Source organism: Achromobacter sp. FW305-C-13 (assembly GCF_058783475.1).
Genome location: NZ_JBYSYN010000004.1, coordinates 324,287 through 339,783 on the forward strand (window position 1 = coordinate 324,287; position 15,497 = coordinate 339,783).

Annotated in this window: 15 protein-coding genes and 1 tRNA gene; 8 read left to right on the forward strand and 8 right to left on the reverse strand. The window is 65.4% G+C overall.

Annotated features, from left to right (window positions below; translation table 11 throughout):
- Positions 1-9: 9 nt before the first annotated feature.
- Both AC3WMU_RS25110 and AC3WMU_RS25115 read right to left on the reverse strand, forming a co-directional pair.
- Positions 10-921, reverse strand: coding sequence for a fumarylacetoacetate hydrolase family protein (locus tag AC3WMU_RS25110; protein WP_006227233.1), 912 nt, complete (start codon positions 919-921; stop codon positions 10-12).
- 90 nt (positions 922-1,011) lie between these two features.
- Positions 1,012-2,136, reverse strand: coding sequence for a cupin domain-containing protein (locus tag AC3WMU_RS25115; RefSeq protein ID WP_006227234.1), 1,125 nt, complete (start codon positions 2,134-2,136; stop codon positions 1,012-1,014).
- Positions 2,137-2,334: 198 nt separating this feature from the next.
- Between AC3WMU_RS25115 and AC3WMU_RS25120 the strand changes: the two genes are divergently transcribed.
- Positions 2,335-2,580 carry a hypothetical protein gene (locus AC3WMU_RS25120; RefSeq protein WP_006227235.1) on the forward strand — a complete coding sequence of 82 codons (246 nt, stop codon included), beginning with the start codon at positions 2,335-2,337 and terminating at the stop codon, positions 2,578-2,580.
- Positions 2,581-2,635: 55 nt separating this feature from the next.
- On the opposite strand, the gene prpR is transcribed toward AC3WMU_RS25120, so the two are convergent.
- Positions 2,636-4,573: a propionate catabolism operon regulatory protein PrpR gene (gene prpR, locus AC3WMU_RS25125; RefSeq protein WP_492283113.1), complete on the reverse strand. Its 1,938-nt coding sequence runs from the start codon at positions 4,571-4,573 to the stop codon at positions 2,636-2,638.
- 179 nt (positions 4,574-4,752) lie between these two features.
- Here prpR and AC3WMU_RS25130 point away from each other — a divergent pair, with 179 nt between their 5' ends.
- From AC3WMU_RS25130 to AC3WMU_RS25155, 6 genes are all read left to right on the forward strand, one after another.
- Positions 4,753-5,733 carry a Bug family tripartite tricarboxylate transporter substrate binding protein gene (locus AC3WMU_RS25130; protein WP_424626654.1) on the forward strand — a complete coding sequence of 327 codons (981 nt, stop codon included), beginning with the start codon at positions 4,753-4,755 and terminating at the stop codon, positions 5,731-5,733.
- 74 nt (positions 5,734-5,807) lie between these two features.
- Positions 5,808-6,809: a quinone oxidoreductase family protein gene (locus AC3WMU_RS25135; protein WP_492283114.1), complete on the forward strand. Its 1,002-nt coding sequence runs from the start codon at positions 5,808-5,810 to the stop codon at positions 6,807-6,809.
- A 69-nt stretch (positions 6,810-6,878) separates the two neighbouring features.
- Positions 6,879-7,382: a hypothetical protein gene (locus AC3WMU_RS25140; RefSeq protein ID WP_427957145.1), complete on the forward strand. Its 504-nt coding sequence runs from the start codon at positions 6,879-6,881 to the stop codon at positions 7,380-7,382.
- Positions 7,379-7,504: a hypothetical protein gene (locus AC3WMU_RS25145; RefSeq protein ID WP_492283115.1), complete on the forward strand. Its 126-nt coding sequence runs from the start codon at positions 7,379-7,381 to the stop codon at positions 7,502-7,504. Before AC3WMU_RS25140 ends, AC3WMU_RS25145 begins: the two co-directional genes overlap by 4 nt.
- A 41-nt stretch (positions 7,505-7,545) precedes the next feature.
- Entirely contained in the window at positions 7,546-7,974 is a 429-nt protein-coding gene (locus tag AC3WMU_RS25150; RefSeq protein WP_492283116.1) for a DUF1294 domain-containing protein, read from the forward strand.
- Between the two features lie 138 nt (positions 7,975-8,112).
- Positions 8,113-8,988, forward strand: a complete 876-nt coding sequence (locus tag AC3WMU_RS25155; RefSeq protein WP_492283117.1) for a leucine-rich repeat domain-containing protein — start codon at positions 8,113-8,115, stop codon at positions 8,986-8,988.
- Between the two features lie 161 nt (positions 8,989-9,149).
- On the opposite strand, the gene AC3WMU_RS25160 is transcribed toward AC3WMU_RS25155, so the two are convergent.
- Positions 9,150-9,224: transfer RNA gene (locus AC3WMU_RS25160), tRNA-Arg, on the reverse strand.
- A gap of 231 nt (positions 9,225-9,455) precedes the next feature.
- Between AC3WMU_RS25160 and AC3WMU_RS25165 the strand changes: the two genes are divergently transcribed.
- Positions 9,456-10,379, forward strand: a complete 924-nt coding sequence (locus AC3WMU_RS25165; RefSeq protein WP_006227242.1) for a c-type cytochrome — start codon at positions 9,456-9,458, stop codon at positions 10,377-10,379.
- 129 nt (positions 10,380-10,508) lie between these two features.
- On the opposite strand, the gene AC3WMU_RS25170 is transcribed toward AC3WMU_RS25165, so the two are convergent.
- The 4 genes from AC3WMU_RS25170 to AC3WMU_RS25185 all read right to left on the reverse strand — a co-directional run bounded on the left by AC3WMU_RS25170 (position 10,509) and on the right by AC3WMU_RS25185 (position 15,437).
- Positions 10,509-12,032 carry a 3-hydroxyacyl-CoA dehydrogenase gene (locus tag AC3WMU_RS25170; RefSeq protein ID WP_492283118.1) on the reverse strand — a complete coding sequence of 508 codons (1,524 nt, stop codon included), beginning with the start codon at positions 12,030-12,032 and terminating at the stop codon, positions 10,509-10,511.
- A 97-nt stretch (positions 12,033-12,129) separates the two neighbouring features.
- Positions 12,130-13,359 carry a CaiB/BaiF CoA transferase family protein gene (locus tag AC3WMU_RS25175; protein WP_006227244.1) on the reverse strand — a complete coding sequence of 410 codons (1,230 nt, stop codon included), beginning with the start codon at positions 13,357-13,359 and terminating at the stop codon, positions 12,130-12,132.
- A gap of 238 nt (positions 13,360-13,597) precedes the next feature.
- Positions 13,598-14,746, reverse strand: coding sequence for an acyl-CoA dehydrogenase family protein (locus AC3WMU_RS25180; protein ID WP_492283119.1), 1,149 nt, complete (start codon positions 14,744-14,746; stop codon positions 13,598-13,600).
- Positions 14,747-14,813: 67 nt separating this feature from the next.
- Entirely contained in the window at positions 14,814-15,437 is a 624-nt protein-coding gene (locus AC3WMU_RS25185) for a TetR/AcrR family transcriptional regulator (protein WP_492283120.1), read from the reverse strand.
- Between the last annotated feature and the right edge of the window lie 60 nt (positions 15,438-15,497).

The window sequence follows — 15,497 nt, forward strand, 5'->3', positions numbered from 1 at the left end:
CTGCTTGCGCTAGACCGCCACCACCGGATGGCGCAGCGTGCCGATGCCTTCCACGCAAGCCACCACCACGTCGCCCGGCCACAGCCATTCCTGCGGCTTGCGGCCCGCGCCCACGCCTTCCGGCGTACCGGTGGCGATGATGTCGCCCGGCTCCAGCGTGATGCCGGCGCTGATGTCCGAGATCAGGAACGGCACCTTGAACAGCATGTGCCGCGTGTTGGACCCCTGCTTCTTTTCGCCGTTGACCGTCAGCCACAGGTCCAGCACCTGCGGGTCGGGGATCTCGTCGGCGGTGACGATGCACGGGCCGAACGGCGCGTAGGTGTCCTGGCCCTTCGAATAGATCCACTGGCCGGCGCGGCGGCAGTCGCGCGCACTCATGTCCAGCATCACGCTGTAGCCGAACACGTAGGACAGGGCGTCAGCCTCAGCCACGCGCGAGGCGCGCCGGCCCATGATCACGGCCAGCTCCACTTCCCAGTCCAGCTGCTGCGTGATCTTGGCGTTATGTTCGATGGCGTCGCCCGGTCCGATGACGGTGGTGGGCGGCTTGGAAAAGATCACCGGCTGCTTGGGCAGGTCGGCCGAGGTGTCCAGCGTGCGGCTGGATTCCGCCACGTGCTCCACATAGTTCAGGCCGATGCCGAAGATGTTCTTGCGCGGCCGCGGGATCGGCGCCAGCAGCTTCACGTTTTCCTGCGGCAGTGCGGTGCCCACCGGCCAGTTGCCGCGGTAGGACTCCATCAGCCGGCTGGCCTGCGCGACTGCCACGGGGCCCAGGTCAATGAACGCCAGCATGTCGTCGGGCAGGTCCACGCCACCGGCGCGGCCCAAAAGGGCCAGGTCCACGACATAGCCTTCGGCCAGCGCGCCAAGGCGTGCGGCGGCGGTGGGATGAGCGCGAAAAGTCACCAAGCGCATAGGAACTCCATAGATTCAGGACGAGTTGAGTCAGGCGCGCGGACCCAGGCCCGCGCGGCGGATGAAAATTCTGGAAGGGATCGGGCGGCGCTAGATCAGCACTTGATGGCCGTCGTTTTCCTTGACCGCTTCTTCGCGGTAGAGCGCCAGCGAGCGCATCACGGGCAGGTCGTTGAAACAGAACAGGCAGGCGTCGTCGTTGGCCGACAGGTTGGCGTGTTCGTGGATCGCCCAGGACGGCACGCAGAAGATGTCGCGCTCGGTCCAGTCGTAGCGTTTGCCGTCGATGATGGAAAAGCCGCTGCCCTTGGCCACCTGATAGAGGTAGCTGCCGGTATGGCGATGCGCCTTGGTGTGCTCGCCCGCGCGCAACAGCTGCATGCTGGCGCCGATGGTCGGCATGACGGGCCCGCCCGTTGCCGGGTTCACGTATTCCAGCAGGATGCCGTCATAGGGACTGCCGGCGGTGGTGCGTGCATAGCGGCGCAGGGCCTCGTAAGTGGGTTCCCATTCGTACTTGAACAAGGGCGAATAGGGCTTCGTCCAGCCCGACACCTGAGGGCGCAGCGCCGCGTGGCCCCAGGCCCCGCTGGTGTCGTCCACCGGGTACGTCACCGTCTGGTTCAGGTCGGGGTGCACGGCATAGAAGCCGGCTTCCAGGGCGTTGACCAACGGGATATCCAGGCCGTCCTGCCAGATGCAGGTGGTGCCGTCTTCGGACACGCCGTGCTCGTGCCAGGTGCCGTTGGGCGTCAGCACGAAATCGTTCGCGCCCAGCGTCATCTTGTGGCCGTCGACCACGGTGTAGGCGCCCTGGCCTTCCATGATGAAGCGCAGCGCCGAATGCGAATGCTTGTGCGCGGACGCCAGTTCTCCGGGTTGCATCACCTGCAGGCCCGAATACAACCAGCCCACGGCGGCGGCCACGTCGCGCCGGCCGGGATTGTTCAGATAGATGACCCGCCGGCCCGCCTCTTCGGGCGACACCAGTTCGGCCGACCGCAGCACATGGCCGCGCAAGTCCTGATAGCGCCACACCACCGGCACCGAGGCGGACCGCGGCGCCCAGGGCTCGATCTTGTTCGCCACCGTCCACAGCGCGCCCGTCTCCAGGCTCGCCAGTTCCTTGTAGTAGGCGATGCGCTCCGGCGAGTCGGCCACGTTGGCGCGGCCTGCGGTGTCTTCGCGGTAGGCGTCGTACCGGTTGGATTCCATCCCTTGCCCTCTTTTTATAAAAATCAGAAGATTTTCGAAAATAATAGAGGTGAGGCCGAAATCGGGCAATCTTTGCGCGCTAGGGGTTTTCCCGCTGCGCCAGATTTAGTTGGTGCAGCGTCAAAAAATACTGTACAAAAACACAGTGCAACGTGATACATTTCGCTCGCCCGAAAAACTGTCGTCCAGGAGAATCCTGTGTCCGAAGCCGCTCATCTTGTTCAGTACATCGTCGTTCCCTACCGCGCCGCCGCCAACGGTGTCGCGCCAGGTGAAATCCGTCCGGCCAGCAGCGAATTCGGAGCCATCCGAATCGCCAATTCCATGGCCTCCAAATTCGCGGGAGTCGCCGCCTATGAAGTGTTGATCGACAAAGAAACCGGCGATATGGAATCGCCGCGCATCCTGATGCAGATCGGCACGGTGCCGTCGCTGGATGATTGACGTCTTGGCGCGGCTCGCCCGCCACCGGGCGAGCCGCGCCAAGACGTTACGGCGGCTAGCCGCCTGAGCCGCGCAATTTGCGCCATAGCGTGCTGCGGCTGACACCCAATTTACGCGCCGCGGCGGCGTGATTGCCCCCGCACTCGGCAAGCACTGCTTGCGCGTACTCCCGCTCCCCCGATCGCCGCACAGACGTCAGCGTGGCGGCGTCATCCACGACCTGCCCGCCCGGCCTGTCCAGCAACGCCCGGATTGCCGCCGCATCCAGCGGCGCATCTTGTTCCGCACACGCCATCGCAATCCGCTGCGCCACGTTTTCCAGTTCGCGTCCATTGCCTGGCCAATCATGATCGGCCAGGGCCGCAGGTAAAACGTCCAACACCGCCTGTTCGTACTGGCCCAGGCCCGCGTCGCGCATCGCCTGCGACACGAATCGCCGCGACAACGCATCGACATCGGCCGGCCGCGACTTCAGTGGCGGCACGGCCACGCACAGCACCGCAATGCGGTAGTACAGGTCTTCGCGAAACGTGCCCTCGCGCACCATCGCCAACAGGTCGCGGTGCGTCGCCACGATGACGCGCAGGTCCACTGGCGTGGCGGTGACTGCGCCCACGCGCGTGATTTCGCGTTCCTGCAACACACGCAGCAAGCGGGTCTGCAGCGCAAAGGGCAGCTCCGCGATCTCGTCCAGGAACAAGGTGCCCTGATGCGCGGCTTCGACCAGTCCCGCTTTGCCCGACCGGCGCGCGCCCGTAAAGGCCCCTTCCTCATAGCCGAACAGCTCACTTTCCAGCAGGCTTTCCGTCAACGCGCCGCAGTTGACCGCCACGAACGCATGGTGACGGCGCGGACTGGCGTGGTGCATGCCCTGCGCCAGCAGTTCCTTGCCGACCCCGCTTGGCCCGGTGATCAGCACCGTCGCCTCCCCGCGCGTGGCATAGATGCGGCACCGGCCAACCACGGCCTGCATCGGCGGCGACGCCTGCACGATCTGGTCCAGCGTATAGCTCGCGCCCGCGCTCTTGCGGCGTTCGTGGCGGCGCAGCTTGTGGAATGCCTGCCGCACGTCGTTGGACTCGCGCAAGGTGTAGACCGCGCCTGCCACCACCCCGCCTTCGTGCAGCACCAAACTGTCCACCACCACCTGCCGCCCCTGGAAGGAGTACACGCCCGAACCGCCCCGCGCGGCGTTGCGCAACGCCTGACCGGGATCCAGTTCCGGGACGCCTGCATTCAACGGCGCGCCGATCGCCAAGGGCGGGGCACTGCCCGTCAGCCTCTGCGCAGCCGGATTGGCCGCCACGACACGACCGCGCGCATCGACGGCGACGACCCCTTCATGCAAGTGCTCCAGGACGTTCGCCAAGGTAATGCGGCGCGACTTCTCGGCCTGCTGCGCCACCCCCAGGTTGATCGCGTCTTCCAGCGCCGCGTTGACCGAATTGCGCGAATACAGGAACACGCCGGCCATGCCTTGCTGCTGCGCAAGGTGCACGGCCAGACCAGCGCCAATCACGACCTGCACGCCCTCGGCCTGCAACGCCGCCACGGTATTGCGCGCGTCGTGCTCGGTGTCGTAGGCGCGCACGTCCAGCTTCAGGTCGAACTCCCGGATGAACTGCCGCATTTCCTCGGGCACATGCCGGTACAGCATCAATGCGATGCGGTCTGAAACCTGGCGCGCACGCGCCAACGCGGCCATGACGTCGTACCCGCCCACGCGTACGGCGACGACCGGAACGTCCAACTGCGACCGCAAATAATCGGCATTCGCGCCCGCCGTCAGGATCACGTCGCAAGATTCCGTGCGCAGCTTGGCGCGGATCATGTCTGCGGCGTCATCGAAATGGGCCTTCAGCATCTGCACGCGCGCGCGGTCCGCGTAATCCGGCGCGCAACGCTGCACCAGGGGCAGCAGCTCATAGGCGCTGACGGCCCAGATTGAAAGCGGGCTGGGAGTCGGGGCCGGGTAAGGCGGGTCGGCTGGCATGGTGATGTCTCATTTTTGAATGCTTGTGTTTCAAATATAGATCAACCTGGATGACGAAAAACGCCTGCCGCTTAAAAAAGCCTTTCTTATCAATGCCCCTGACCATCCCGCCCCCACTGGCACGGGTTTTGCATGGCTTGCCTGACTCTGAATGCAGAGCACAAGACCAGGAGACCTCCATGCAACGCAGACATTTTCTTGGCGCGGGGTTGGCATTGCCCGCCCTGCCCGCCTTGTTCAACACCGCCCGCGCCGCCCCTGCCTACCCGGCCTCGCCGATCACCTTGATCGTGGCGTATGTGGCTGGCGGCAGCACGGATCAGCGCGCCCGCCAATTCGGCGCGTTCATGGCGCAGGCGCTTGGCCAGCCCGTGATCGTGCAGAATCGCCCCGGCGCGGCAGGCAATATCGGCACCGAGGCCGTCGCCCGAGCGAAACCCGACGGCTACACCCTGGGCATGGGCAACCTGGCCCCGTTGTCGGTCAATCGCAGCCTGATGCCGGCCGGCGGGTTCGATCCCGTGTCGTCACTGACGATGATCGCGTTGATCGAGCGCGGCCCGTTGATGCTGGTCGTCAAGGCGGACTCTCCCCATCGCGACGTCCCGTCGCTGCTGGCAGCCGCCCGCGCTAAGCCTGGCGGTTTTTCCTACGGATCCAGCGGCGTGGGCAGCGCGCACCACCTGTCGGGTGAACTGTTGAAAAGCCTGACCGGTGCGCCTGTGACGCACGTGCCTTACAAGGGCGGCGCGGCGGCGGTCACCGACCTGATCGGCGGCCACCTGGATTTCATGTTCGAACCCATGTACTCCGCGATTCCCTACACGCGGTCCGGAAAGCTGCGCGCGCTGGCGATCACAAGCGAACACCGCTCGCCGATCGCGTCTGACGTGCCCACCATGGCGCAAGCGGGCGTGCCGGGCTTTCACATGGAAAACTGGCAAGGGCTGATCGGCCCGGCCGGCATGCCGCCCGCCGTGGTCCAGCAGCTGAACGAGGTGGTGAACCGTGCCCTGCAAGACCCAGCCATCCGCGAACAGATGCTGGCCCAAGGCAATGAATTGGGCGGCGGCACGCCCCGGGAATTCACCGACCTGGTGCGTGCTGAATCCATCCGATGGCAGGCACTGATCGCCCGGACGGGCATCGCCGTGAACTAGCGGCGCGCGATTTGAGGGCCAACCGCCCTACCTTTGAACACAGCAAGACTCGACACACAGCAGCGGAAACCATCATGAGAGCCATTTCTATCGAACAATACGGCGGCCCCGAGGTCCTTCAATGGCGGCGGGACGCGGCCGTCCCCGAACCCGGCCCGGACGACGTCCTGGTACGCGTCGCGTATGCCGGCGTCAACTTCATGGACATCCACACGCGTCAAGGCAAGTACGCCGCGTCGCGCACCTACCCCGTGCGCTTGCCGTGCACGCTGGGCATGGAAGGCGCGGGCCGCGTCATCGCCGTCGGCCACAACGTGACGACAGTGAAGGCAGGCGATCGCGTCGCCTGGTGCATCGCCTGGGGCAGCTACGCGGACTATGCGCGCATCCCCGCCGCCCGGTGCGCGCGGCTGCCCGACAGCGTTGCGTACGATGTCGCGGCGGCAGCGATCTTTCAGGGAAGCACCGCCCACTATCTGGTGCAGGACGTCGCGCAACTGCGAGCCGGCGCCACGTGTCTCATCCATGCGGCATCCGGCAGCATCGGGCAGCTCTTGGTCCAGTGGGTCAAGCATCTGGGCGCGACCGTCTACGCCACCGCCAGCAATGCGGAAAAGTGCAGCGTCGCCATGGCGCGCGGCGCGGATGCCGCCTTCCTCTATGGTGACGGCCAGTTCGCCGACGACGTCCTGGAAGCGACCGCGGGCCGCGGCGTGGACGTGGTGTTCGACTCCGTGGGCCGCAAGACGCTGCGCGACAGCTTCCGGGCGACGCGCACACGAGGCCTGGTCGTCAATTACGGATCCGTGTCGGGTTCATTGCAGGACCTGGATCCCATCGAACTCGGCGAAAGCGGATCGCTGTTCCTCACCCGTCCCAGGCTGGCCGATCACATGCAGGATGCACAGACCGTGCAACGCCGCGCCGATGCAGTGTGGGCCGCCCTGGCCTCTGGCGCGTTGACGATGGAAATCGCCGGACGCTACACGCTGGAGACGGTCGCCCAAGCCCACGAGCGCATCGAAAGCCGCATGCAGATCGGCAAGGCCGTGGTGGAAATCGATCGCGGCGCGTAGTGGCGGACGGATGCGGCAGACTGACGGTTAACATTGGCCGACTCATCAGAGTCGAACAACCGGAAAACCATGGAACTCACCCTACCCTCCAGTCTTTTGAAGCCCCTTGAACGCGAGGCCGCCGATGCGCAACGCACGCTGCACGCGCACATCCTGAAGAAGCTGGAAGCCGTCACCCCGCCCGTCGAGGCCATCGACCCCAAGGTGCTGAAGGCGGGCTTGCCGCAATTGGTGGACTATCTATCGCGGCTGCCCGGAACGACCGTGCTGTCCTCTAAAGTCACGCCCGACGCGTATTGGTGGGTCAAGCTGACCATCGATCTGCAGCACCCGCTGGCCTGGCAGGTCGTGCAGGAGCTGGGGTTCGTGTTGAACGATGCGTCGGTGCATGACAAACTGCCGACCGTCTTCAAACCAGTGTCTCCCCCTCCTTATTTGAATGGCGGTCCGCAGGAGTTTCTATCCTGGGTGATCGAATCTACCTACAACTACATTGACCCCGCATGGATCGCGCAGACGCTGGAAGGCTATCTGCCCCGTCCTGTGGATGACTTGACCAAGTGGAACGCATGAACGAGATCGGCGTGGTCACCATGCTGCTTAAACGTGCCGAGGCGGACGAGGCGATCGACATCGCGCACATGGCGCAATGGCTGCAGGCCTTCATCGAAGAAAAAGCCCACGAATACCAATAAGCATGGCGCCGCCTCCTACCCGAAACCCGAACCCCAGGCAGTTGAACCAGGCCCCGGCCCGACGCCCGTCAGGACGTCGCACAGGGCGCAAAAGCGGCCCGCCTTTATTGCTGGCGGCGGCGTTCGTATTCGCTTATGGGCTGGCAGCCTTGCTGTGGCGGGTGCCGATCGCGGTCGGGCTGGGCTATCTGGTGCTGAGCGCGCTCACGTTCATGGTCTATGCGGTCGACAAGGCAGCCGCCCGCGCCAACCGGCAGCGCGTTCCCGAGAAGACCTTGCATATCCTCGCGCTGATCGGGGGCTGGCCCGGTGCGTTGGTCGCGCAAGAATGGCTCAGGCACAAGTCGGTGAAGCCGGCCTTCCGTGCCGTGTTCTGGATCACGGTGGCGATCAACATTGGGGCGTTTGTTTTTCTGGCTTCGCCCTACGGCAGATCGCTGCTGGCGCCGTATGTGCTGACGCTGAACTGATATCTGATGCCGCACGGAGTCCATTGATGCCGTGGTTAACTCGGGGACCGGTCGGTGGCTAAATGATAGACATCGGGCACCTGATGATGTGTCGAGGATGCACGTAAACTGATGCTTCAACATTCACCGGAACGCCGCATGTCATTCGTCCCGTTTTCGACGCCGCAGCCCGGCCGCGCTAAAACCTGGGGGCTGATGCATAGCCGTCAGGCTGCGCAATTGCAGGTGCCGAACAAACCCGTGGTGCTTTACGACGCGCCGCCGGATGCGGCCACGCTGGCCCAGATTGAATCCGTGCATGTCTGGGCGCCGCATGGCGATCCGTTGACCGAAATGCCGGCGCTCATCGCCCGAATGCCTTCGTTGGTGGAATTATCCATGGGGCCGGGCGCGATCGACCCCAGTGTCATGACCGGCTTGCGCGCGGACATGTTGCCCGACAGCCTGCGCCACCTTTCCCTGCATCCCAGTCAAAACACCTACACCTGGAAGGGCGGCGCGATGCCCAGGCTGGAGTCCCTGACCGTGGGGGCAGCGTTGCGATTTGAACCGGAAGATTTTCCGGCGTTGATGTCGTTATCGGCGGTTCCGGATCGGCGCGGCGTCATGTTGGATCGCGCATTGCAATTGCCGCTGAAGGAACTGAATCTGTGGAATGTGCCGTTCGACACGTCCGTGTTCAATCGGCTTGCGGCATTGCCGCTGGTGGCGCTTGGCGTCGTTAACGGCCGCACCTTGGAATCTCTGGCAGGTATTGAGCAGCTTGCTGGTTTGCGTTCGCTACTGGTGAAGAACCAAGGAATATTGCACACGATTCGACCCATTGCCGCGCTGTCGAACCTGGAGAAGCTGAACATTCAATACTGCAAGCGAATTGCGGATATTGACGTGCTGGGGGAATTGTCTGCGCTACAAGAACTCACGCTGGTGGGTTGCGGCGATGTCGGTCTGGGTACGCTGGAAGAAACTTTGCGAGGGCGCTTGCGGCGTTCAAATATCGCGGCGACGCAATAAGCGTGTGGAGCGAAGAACACGGCGCATCGTGGCCATTGCGGCCCATCGCGCTTCACATTACGGCCCATTACGGCCGGGGTGCGTACACCCAAGTACACCCAATTCCTTGCCCCTGGCTCAAGGCCATGTCGGCGGCAAAAAAACGTAAGTCTTTGATTGGGTGGCGCGCCCGACAGGAATCGAACCTGTATCAAGAGCTTCGGAAACTCTCATTCTATCCATTGAACTACGGGCGCAGCGCAAGGAGGCGACATTGTACCTAGTTTTCGATAGCGTGCATGAAGTGGATCAAATCTTCCGTCAATCTCATCGAAAACCCCCGCAGCGTCATTGGACGCCCGTCCCTGACACCGTTATATAATCCAGCGTTTGCTTGCAGGCGGATGCGTCACGGGTTCGCCGATTTGTGCAGTTACTGATTTTCTGTTGCCGCCGCCAGGCGCCCCACCCGTTAGCAGGATTTGGTCATGAGCAACGAGCAGGAACACATAGAAGAGCACTCCTCCCCCATCAAGACCCCCAAGCAACTGGTCGTCACGATCGTTCTATCTTTCGTGATCCCAATCGCCATCATCATCCTCCTGGTGAACATGGTGGTCTCCGGCACCAAGGTCGGCGCCGGCTCCGATACCCTGACTGAAGAAGCCGTCACCAAGCGCATCGCGCCGGTCGCGGGTTTTGCGCTGGTCGACGCCAACGCGCCCAAGGTGTTCAAGACGGGCGAACAGGTCTTTGCCGCGGTCTGTACGGCCTGTCACACCGCCGGTATTGCCGGCGCACCCAAGATGGGCGACAACGCGGCCTGGGCGCCGTTCATCAAGTCCGGCTACGACACGATGCTGAACGTGGCCCTGCACGGCAAGGGCGGCATGCCCGCCAAGGGCGGCAACCCCACGCTGTCCGACTATGAAGTCGCACGCGCGGTCGTCTACATGGCCAACAAGTCAGGCGCCTCGCTGCCCGAACCGGCGGCTCCCGCCGAGGAAGGCGCGAAGAAGGAAGCGGATGCGGCGCCTGCTGCCGCGCCCGCCCCTGCTGCGGCCGCACCGGCCGTCGCGGCTGCCCCGGCTGCTGCGGCACCGGCTGCTGCGGCACCCGCCGCCGCCGCTCCTGCTGCCGCGCCCGCCGCGCCTCAGGCCGCCGCCGTCAACCCGGCCGGCGAGAAGCTCTACAAGAGCGTCTGTTTCGCCTGCCACGCCACCGGTGTCGCCAACGCGCCCAAGTTCGGCGACAAGGCCGCCTGGGATCCCTACATCAAGACCGGCATGGACGCCATGGTGAAGGTCGCCATGCAAGGCAAGCCGCCGATGCCCCCGAAGGGCGGCGCGGCCAACGCCTCGGAAGACGACATCCGCGCAGCCGTGCAATACATGGTGGACGCCGCCAAATAAATTGGCGTGCCCAAGAAAAAGCCCCTTTCAAAGGGGCTTTTTCTTTTGCTGCGTGATGGGTTACGCGCGGCAATCGTCCGTGTGCGTCGGCAGATCTGAACCCGCTTCACCCACCCTACGGGCGGTGAATTATTCCGCCGACGACTTCAGCAGGGACAAGCCCAGCTGCACGCGGCGTTGCAGCCACAGGCTGGGGCGATAGCGGGGGTCGCCCGTCACGCGCTGCATGCTCTTCAAGATTTCCAGGATGCGGTCGGCGCCCAGCTTGTCGCCCAGCGCCAGCGGACCCACCGGGTAACCCAGGCCCAGCGTCACGGCCTGATCGATGTCTTCCGGCGTGGCAATCTGCTGCTGCGCGATGTCGCTGGCGATGTTGACGATCATGGCGACGATGCGTTGGGCGATGAAGCCCGGCGAATCCTCGATCACCGTGACCGGCACGCCGTCGGCGGCCAACAGCGCGTGGGCGGCGTCGCGCCATTTGCCTTCGGTGGCGGGCGACACCATGATCGTGCGGCGCTTGGCGGCGTCGAACGCGTACAGCGTATCCAGGCCAACCGTGCGGCCCGCGTTCAGGCCCTGCGCGGACACCGAGGTCGAAACGTCGTCGCCGAACGGCGTGACGATGATCAGCGCATCGGCGTCGGGCGTGGCGCCCGTCACGAGCGTCGCGCCCAGCTTCTCAACCAGCGCCGAGGCGCGCGCGTAGCCTTCCGCATGCTTGGGGCTGACCCACACCTTCAGGCCTTCCGGCAGCACCGGCACGGGCGGTTCGGCGGGCACTTGCTTCTGGCCATCGGCGTAGACATAGAAGCCTTCGCCAGCCTTGCGGCCGATCAGGCCGCCCGCCAGGCGCACGGTGGTGATCGGCGAGGGGCGGAAGCGCGGCTCGTCGAAGAATTGGCGGTAGATGGATTCCATCACCGGATGCGACACGTCCAGCGCGGTCAGATCCAGCAGTTCGAACGGGCCCATGCGAAAGCCCGCCTGCTCGCGCATGACGGCATCCACTTGGGCGAAGGTGGCCACGGCCTCCTGCGCCACGCGCAGGCCTTCGGTATTCATGCCGCGACCGGCGTGGTTCACGATGAAGCCGGGCATGTCCTTGGCGCGCACGGGCGTGTGGCCCATGCGGCGGGCAAGCGCGGCCAGCGCGTCGCCGGCTTCCGGCGCGCTGCGCAGGCCGTCGATCACTTCCACTACCTTCATCAACGCCACCGGGTTGAAGAAATGGTAACCCACGACGCGCTGCGGACGCTTGCAGGCGGCGGCGATGGCGGTGATGGACAGCGACGAGGTGTTCGACGCCAGGATGCAGTCTTCCGACACCACGCCTTCCAGCGCGGCGAACAGATCGCGCTTGACGTCCAGGCGTTCGACGATGGCTTCCACCACCAGTTGGCACACCGACATGTCGGTCAGCGCCGTGGCGGATTCCACGCGCTCAAGCGACGCTTGCGCGTCGGCGGCGGTGATCTTGCCCTTCTGGGCCAGCTTCTCCCACGTCTGGCGCAGCGACTCGCGCGCCGCGGCAACCGCATCGGCGCTGGTGTCGTACAGGCGCACGCGCAAGCCGGCTTGCGCCGCGATCTGGGCAATGCCGCGCCCCATGGCCCCGGCGCCCACGACGCCGATGGTTTGAATCTCCGTCATCAACTTTCTCCTGCCTTTATTGGAATGGATCGTGTGCGCCGCGGCGTGGCGGGGCGCAATCGAAAGCGGAGCGGCCGCCTGGCCGCTCCGCTTCCGTTCAAGCCTGGCTCTGGGCCAGCGCCTGGATGTCTTCGGCCGACAGCCCCAGCTTTTCAGCCAGGACCTGCGCGGTGTGTTCGCCCAGCATGGGCGGCGGGCGGCGGTATTCGACCGGGCTGTCCGAGAACTTCAGCGGGCTGGACGCCATGGGCACGCGGCCGGCCGCCGGGTGCGGCAGCTCGCGCTTCATGCCGCGCGCCAGCACGTGCGGGTCTTCATAGACCTGGTCCAGCGTATTGATGGGGCCTGCCGGCACACCCACGCCCTCCAGCGCGGCCAGCCAGTGGTCCCGCGCGCCGGTCGCCATGCGTTCGGCCAGCAACGGCACCAGTTCCGCCCGGTTCTTCACGCGCTGCGGGTTGGTCGAGAAGCGCGGGTCCGCTGACAGTTCGGGCAGGCCGATCGCGCCGCAGTAGTTGCGGAACTGGCTGTCGTTGCCGACCGCCACGATCAGGTGGCCATCGGCCGCCGCGAACACCTGGTAGGGCACCAGGTTCTGGTGCGCATTGCCCGCGCGCTTGGGCGCCACGCCCGAGGTCATGAAGTTCAGGTTCTGGTTGGCCAGCATCGAGACCTGGCAATCCAGCAGCGCCATGTCGATGTGCTGCCCCAGGCCGCTGTTGGCGCGTTCCAGCAGCGCGGCCAGGATGCCCACCGTGGAATACATGCCGGTCATCAGGTCGGCCACCGCCACGCCGGCCTTTTGCGGACCGCCGCCGGGCAGGTCATCGCGTTCGCCGGTGATGCTCATCAGCCCGCCCATGCCCTGGATCATGAAGTCGTAGCCGGGGCGGCTGGCGTACGGGCCCGTCTGGCCGAAGCCGGTGATCGAGCAATAGATCAGGCGCGGGTTGATGGCCTTCAGGCTTTCGTAGTCCAGGCCGTATTTCTTCAGCCCGCCCACCTTGAAGTTCTCGACCAGGATGTCGCTTTGCAGCGCCAGTTCGCGCACCAGCTCGGCGCCGCGCGGGGACGCGATGTCCAGCGCCACCGACAGCTTGTTGCGGTTGGCCGACAGGTAGTACGCGGCTTCGGTGGTGTCGTTGCCCGCTTCGTCCTTCAGGTAGGGAGGCCCCCAGGCGCGCGTGTCGTCGCCGGCGCCGGGGCGTTCGATCTTGATCACTTCGGCGCCAAGGTCGGCCAGGTTCTGGGTGCACCAGGGGCCCGCCAGTACGCGGGTGAGATCCAGCACGCGTATGCCGGTAAGGGGAGCGGGACGTTGCGACATCAGTGTTCTTTTCGCTAGATGGGAAATGAAAACGTCTGGGCTGGCGGCCAGCGCAAGCCAGACTGGAGTCCGTCATGCCAGCGGGCCAGGCCGCCAGCGCGTCATATGCGATATTAGCCGTTCAAGCCCCGGGCCGGTCGCCGGCATCGCCGGGCGGCCGGCGCACGGACGCGGGCGTGCGCGGCAGGGGTGGCGTGCAGGCACCCGCAGCCGCACGCGCCCCCTGACCGGCTTGGCATCAGGAATGGGCCTTGATCGTTTCGCGCGCGATCACCAGCTGCTGGATCTGCGACGTGCCTTCGAAGATGCGGAACAGGCGCACGTCGCGGTAGAAGCGTTCCACCGCGTATTCCGACATGTAGCCCGCCCCGCCGTGGATCTGCACGGCGCGGTCGGCGACGCGGCCCACCATTTCAGTCGAGAACAGCTTCGCGCAGGCGGCCTGCATCGTGGTGTTTTCGCCGCGGTCGCGCATGCGGGCGGCATCCAGCACCATGCAGCGGGCGGCGTAGAGCTCGGCCTGGCTGTCGGCGATCATGGCCTGGATCAGCTGGAACTCGGCAATCGGCTGGCCGAATTGCTTGCGCTCCATCGCGTATTTGACGGCGTCTGACAACAAGCGGTCGGCGATCCCCACGCACAGCGCCGAGATATGCAGGCGGCCCTTGTCCAGCACGCGCATCGACGTGCGAAAGCCATTGCCTTCTTCGCCGCCCAGCAAGGCGCTGGCGGGCACGCGGCAGTTGTCGAACACCACGTCGCTCGTCAGGGCGCCGGCCTGGCCCATCTTCTTGTCGGGCTTGCCGATGCTCAGGCCCGGGGTGCCGGCTTCGACCAGGAAGCACGAGATCGAGTTGGCACGGCGCTCCGGCGCGGTGCGCGCCATGACCGAGAACAGGCCGGCGATGGGCGCGTTGGTGATGTAGCGCTTGGTGCCGTTCAGCACGTAGCCGTCGCCATCGCGTTCGGCGGAAAGCCGCAACGCCATCGCGTCGGAGCCGGCATCGGGCTCGGTCAATGCGAACGAGCCGATCAGTTCGCCGCTAGCCAGCTTGGGCAGGTAGCGGGCGCGCTGGTCGTCCGTGCCGGCCAGCACGATGGCCTGCGAACCGATGCCGATGTTGGTGCCGGCCAGCGAACGAAACGCGGGCGAGGTCTGGCCCAGTTCGAACACCACGCGCACTTCTTCTTCCATCGTCAGGCCCAGGCCGCCGAATTCCGGCGCGATCGACAGGCCGAAGAGACCCAGTTCGCGCATTTCGTTGACGATGGCGAGCGGGACCTGGCCGCTTGAGGCCAGTTCGTCTTCGGCGGGGATCAGGCGCTCGTGCACGAAGCGGCGCACGGCGTCCAGGAGGAGGTTCAGGGTTTCGGTGTCCAGGGCCATGATGGGAGTCTCACAAGGAATGCGGTGCAGGGATGCGGTGTGGGGAAGCGAATATCGGCGGCGGCGCTCAGGCGCGCATGCCGCCCAGCAGGAGATCGAAGTAGCCGGCGGCGATAGTTTCGGCGCTGTCGCCTTGCCCCGGCTTGTACCAGCGCACCATCCAGTTCAGCATGGACAGCACGGCGCGGCCGGTGGCGGCCACGTCCAGCGGGCGGAACGCGCCGTCGGCCACGCCCTGCGCAATCAGTTCGCGCAGGCGCTTCTCGTAGCTGTCGCGCAACCGGGCGGCGTCTTCGCGTTCGGGCAGGGCCATGCCGGAATAGCCGATCAGCATCGTCACGAATTCGGCGTGGTGCTGTTCGAAGTAGCGGGCATGGCCGACCATGAACGCGCGCAGCCGGGCGGCGGCACCCTCGGCGCGGTCGACGTCCTGGCCCACGTTCTGGGTCAGGCCGCTCAACACGCCCAGGATGATGGCGTCGTAGATGTCCTGCTTGGTCGTGTAGTAATGGTAGATGGCCGCCTTGGACACGCCAATGGCGGCCGCCAGATCCGACACGGAGCTGCCGTCGTAGCCGCTTTGGGCGAAGAGCTTGGCGGCTTCTTCCAGGATGCGTTCGCGCGGGGCCGCCAACGTAGGAGGCCGGCCGGCGCGGGCGCGCTTCAGGGGAGGAGGGGCGGAGGTCGCCATGACAGCCTTTGCAAAGAGGTTGCGCCGCGGGCGGCCAAGGGGCCGGGCGGGCCTCCATTG

What these genes read in the sequence shown, in the direction of transcription:
- AC3WMU_RS25110 (WP_006227233.1), bottom strand. Translation starts at nt 921, where the DNA reads ATGCGCTTGGTGACTTTTCGCGCTCATCCCACCGCCGCCGCACGCCTT.
- AC3WMU_RS25115 (WP_006227234.1), bottom strand. Translation starts at nt 2,136, where the DNA reads ATGGAATCCAACCGGTACGACGCCTACCGCGAAGACACCGCAGGCCGC.
- prpR (WP_492283113.1), bottom strand. Translation starts at nt 4,573, where the DNA reads ATGCCAGCCGACCCGCCTTACCCGGCCCCGACTCCCAGCCCGCTTTCA.
- AC3WMU_RS25130 (WP_424626654.1), top strand. Translation starts at nt 4,753, where the DNA reads ATGCAACGCAGACATTTTCTTGGCGCGGGGTTGGCATTGCCCGCCCTG.
- AC3WMU_RS25135 (WP_492283114.1), top strand. Translation starts at nt 5,808, where the DNA reads ATGAGAGCCATTTCTATCGAACAATACGGCGGCCCCGAGGTCCTTCAA.
- AC3WMU_RS25140 (WP_427957145.1), top strand. Translation starts at nt 6,879, where the DNA reads ATGGAACTCACCCTACCCTCCAGTCTTTTGAAGCCCCTTGAACGCGAG.
- AC3WMU_RS25145 (WP_492283115.1), top strand. Translation starts at nt 7,379, where the DNA reads ATGAACGAGATCGGCGTGGTCACCATGCTGCTTAAACGTGCCGAGGCG.
- AC3WMU_RS25155 (WP_492283117.1), top strand. Translation starts at nt 8,113, where the DNA reads ATGTCATTCGTCCCGTTTTCGACGCCGCAGCCCGGCCGCGCTAAAACC.
- AC3WMU_RS25165 (WP_006227242.1), top strand. Translation starts at nt 9,456, where the DNA reads ATGAGCAACGAGCAGGAACACATAGAAGAGCACTCCTCCCCCATCAAG.
- AC3WMU_RS25170 (WP_492283118.1), bottom strand. Translation starts at nt 12,032, where the DNA reads ATGACGGAGATTCAAACCATCGGCGTCGTGGGCGCCGGGGCCATGGGG.
- AC3WMU_RS25175 (WP_006227244.1), bottom strand. Translation starts at nt 13,359, where the DNA reads ATGTCGCAACGTCCCGCTCCCCTTACCGGCATACGCGTGCTGGATCTC.
- AC3WMU_RS25180 (WP_492283119.1), bottom strand. Translation starts at nt 14,746, where the DNA reads ATGGCCCTGGACACCGAAACCCTGAACCTCCTCCTGGACGCCGTGCGC.
- AC3WMU_RS25185 (WP_492283120.1), bottom strand. Translation starts at nt 15,437, where the DNA reads ATGGCGACCTCCGCCCCTCCTCCCCTGAAGCGCGCCCGCGCCGGCCGG.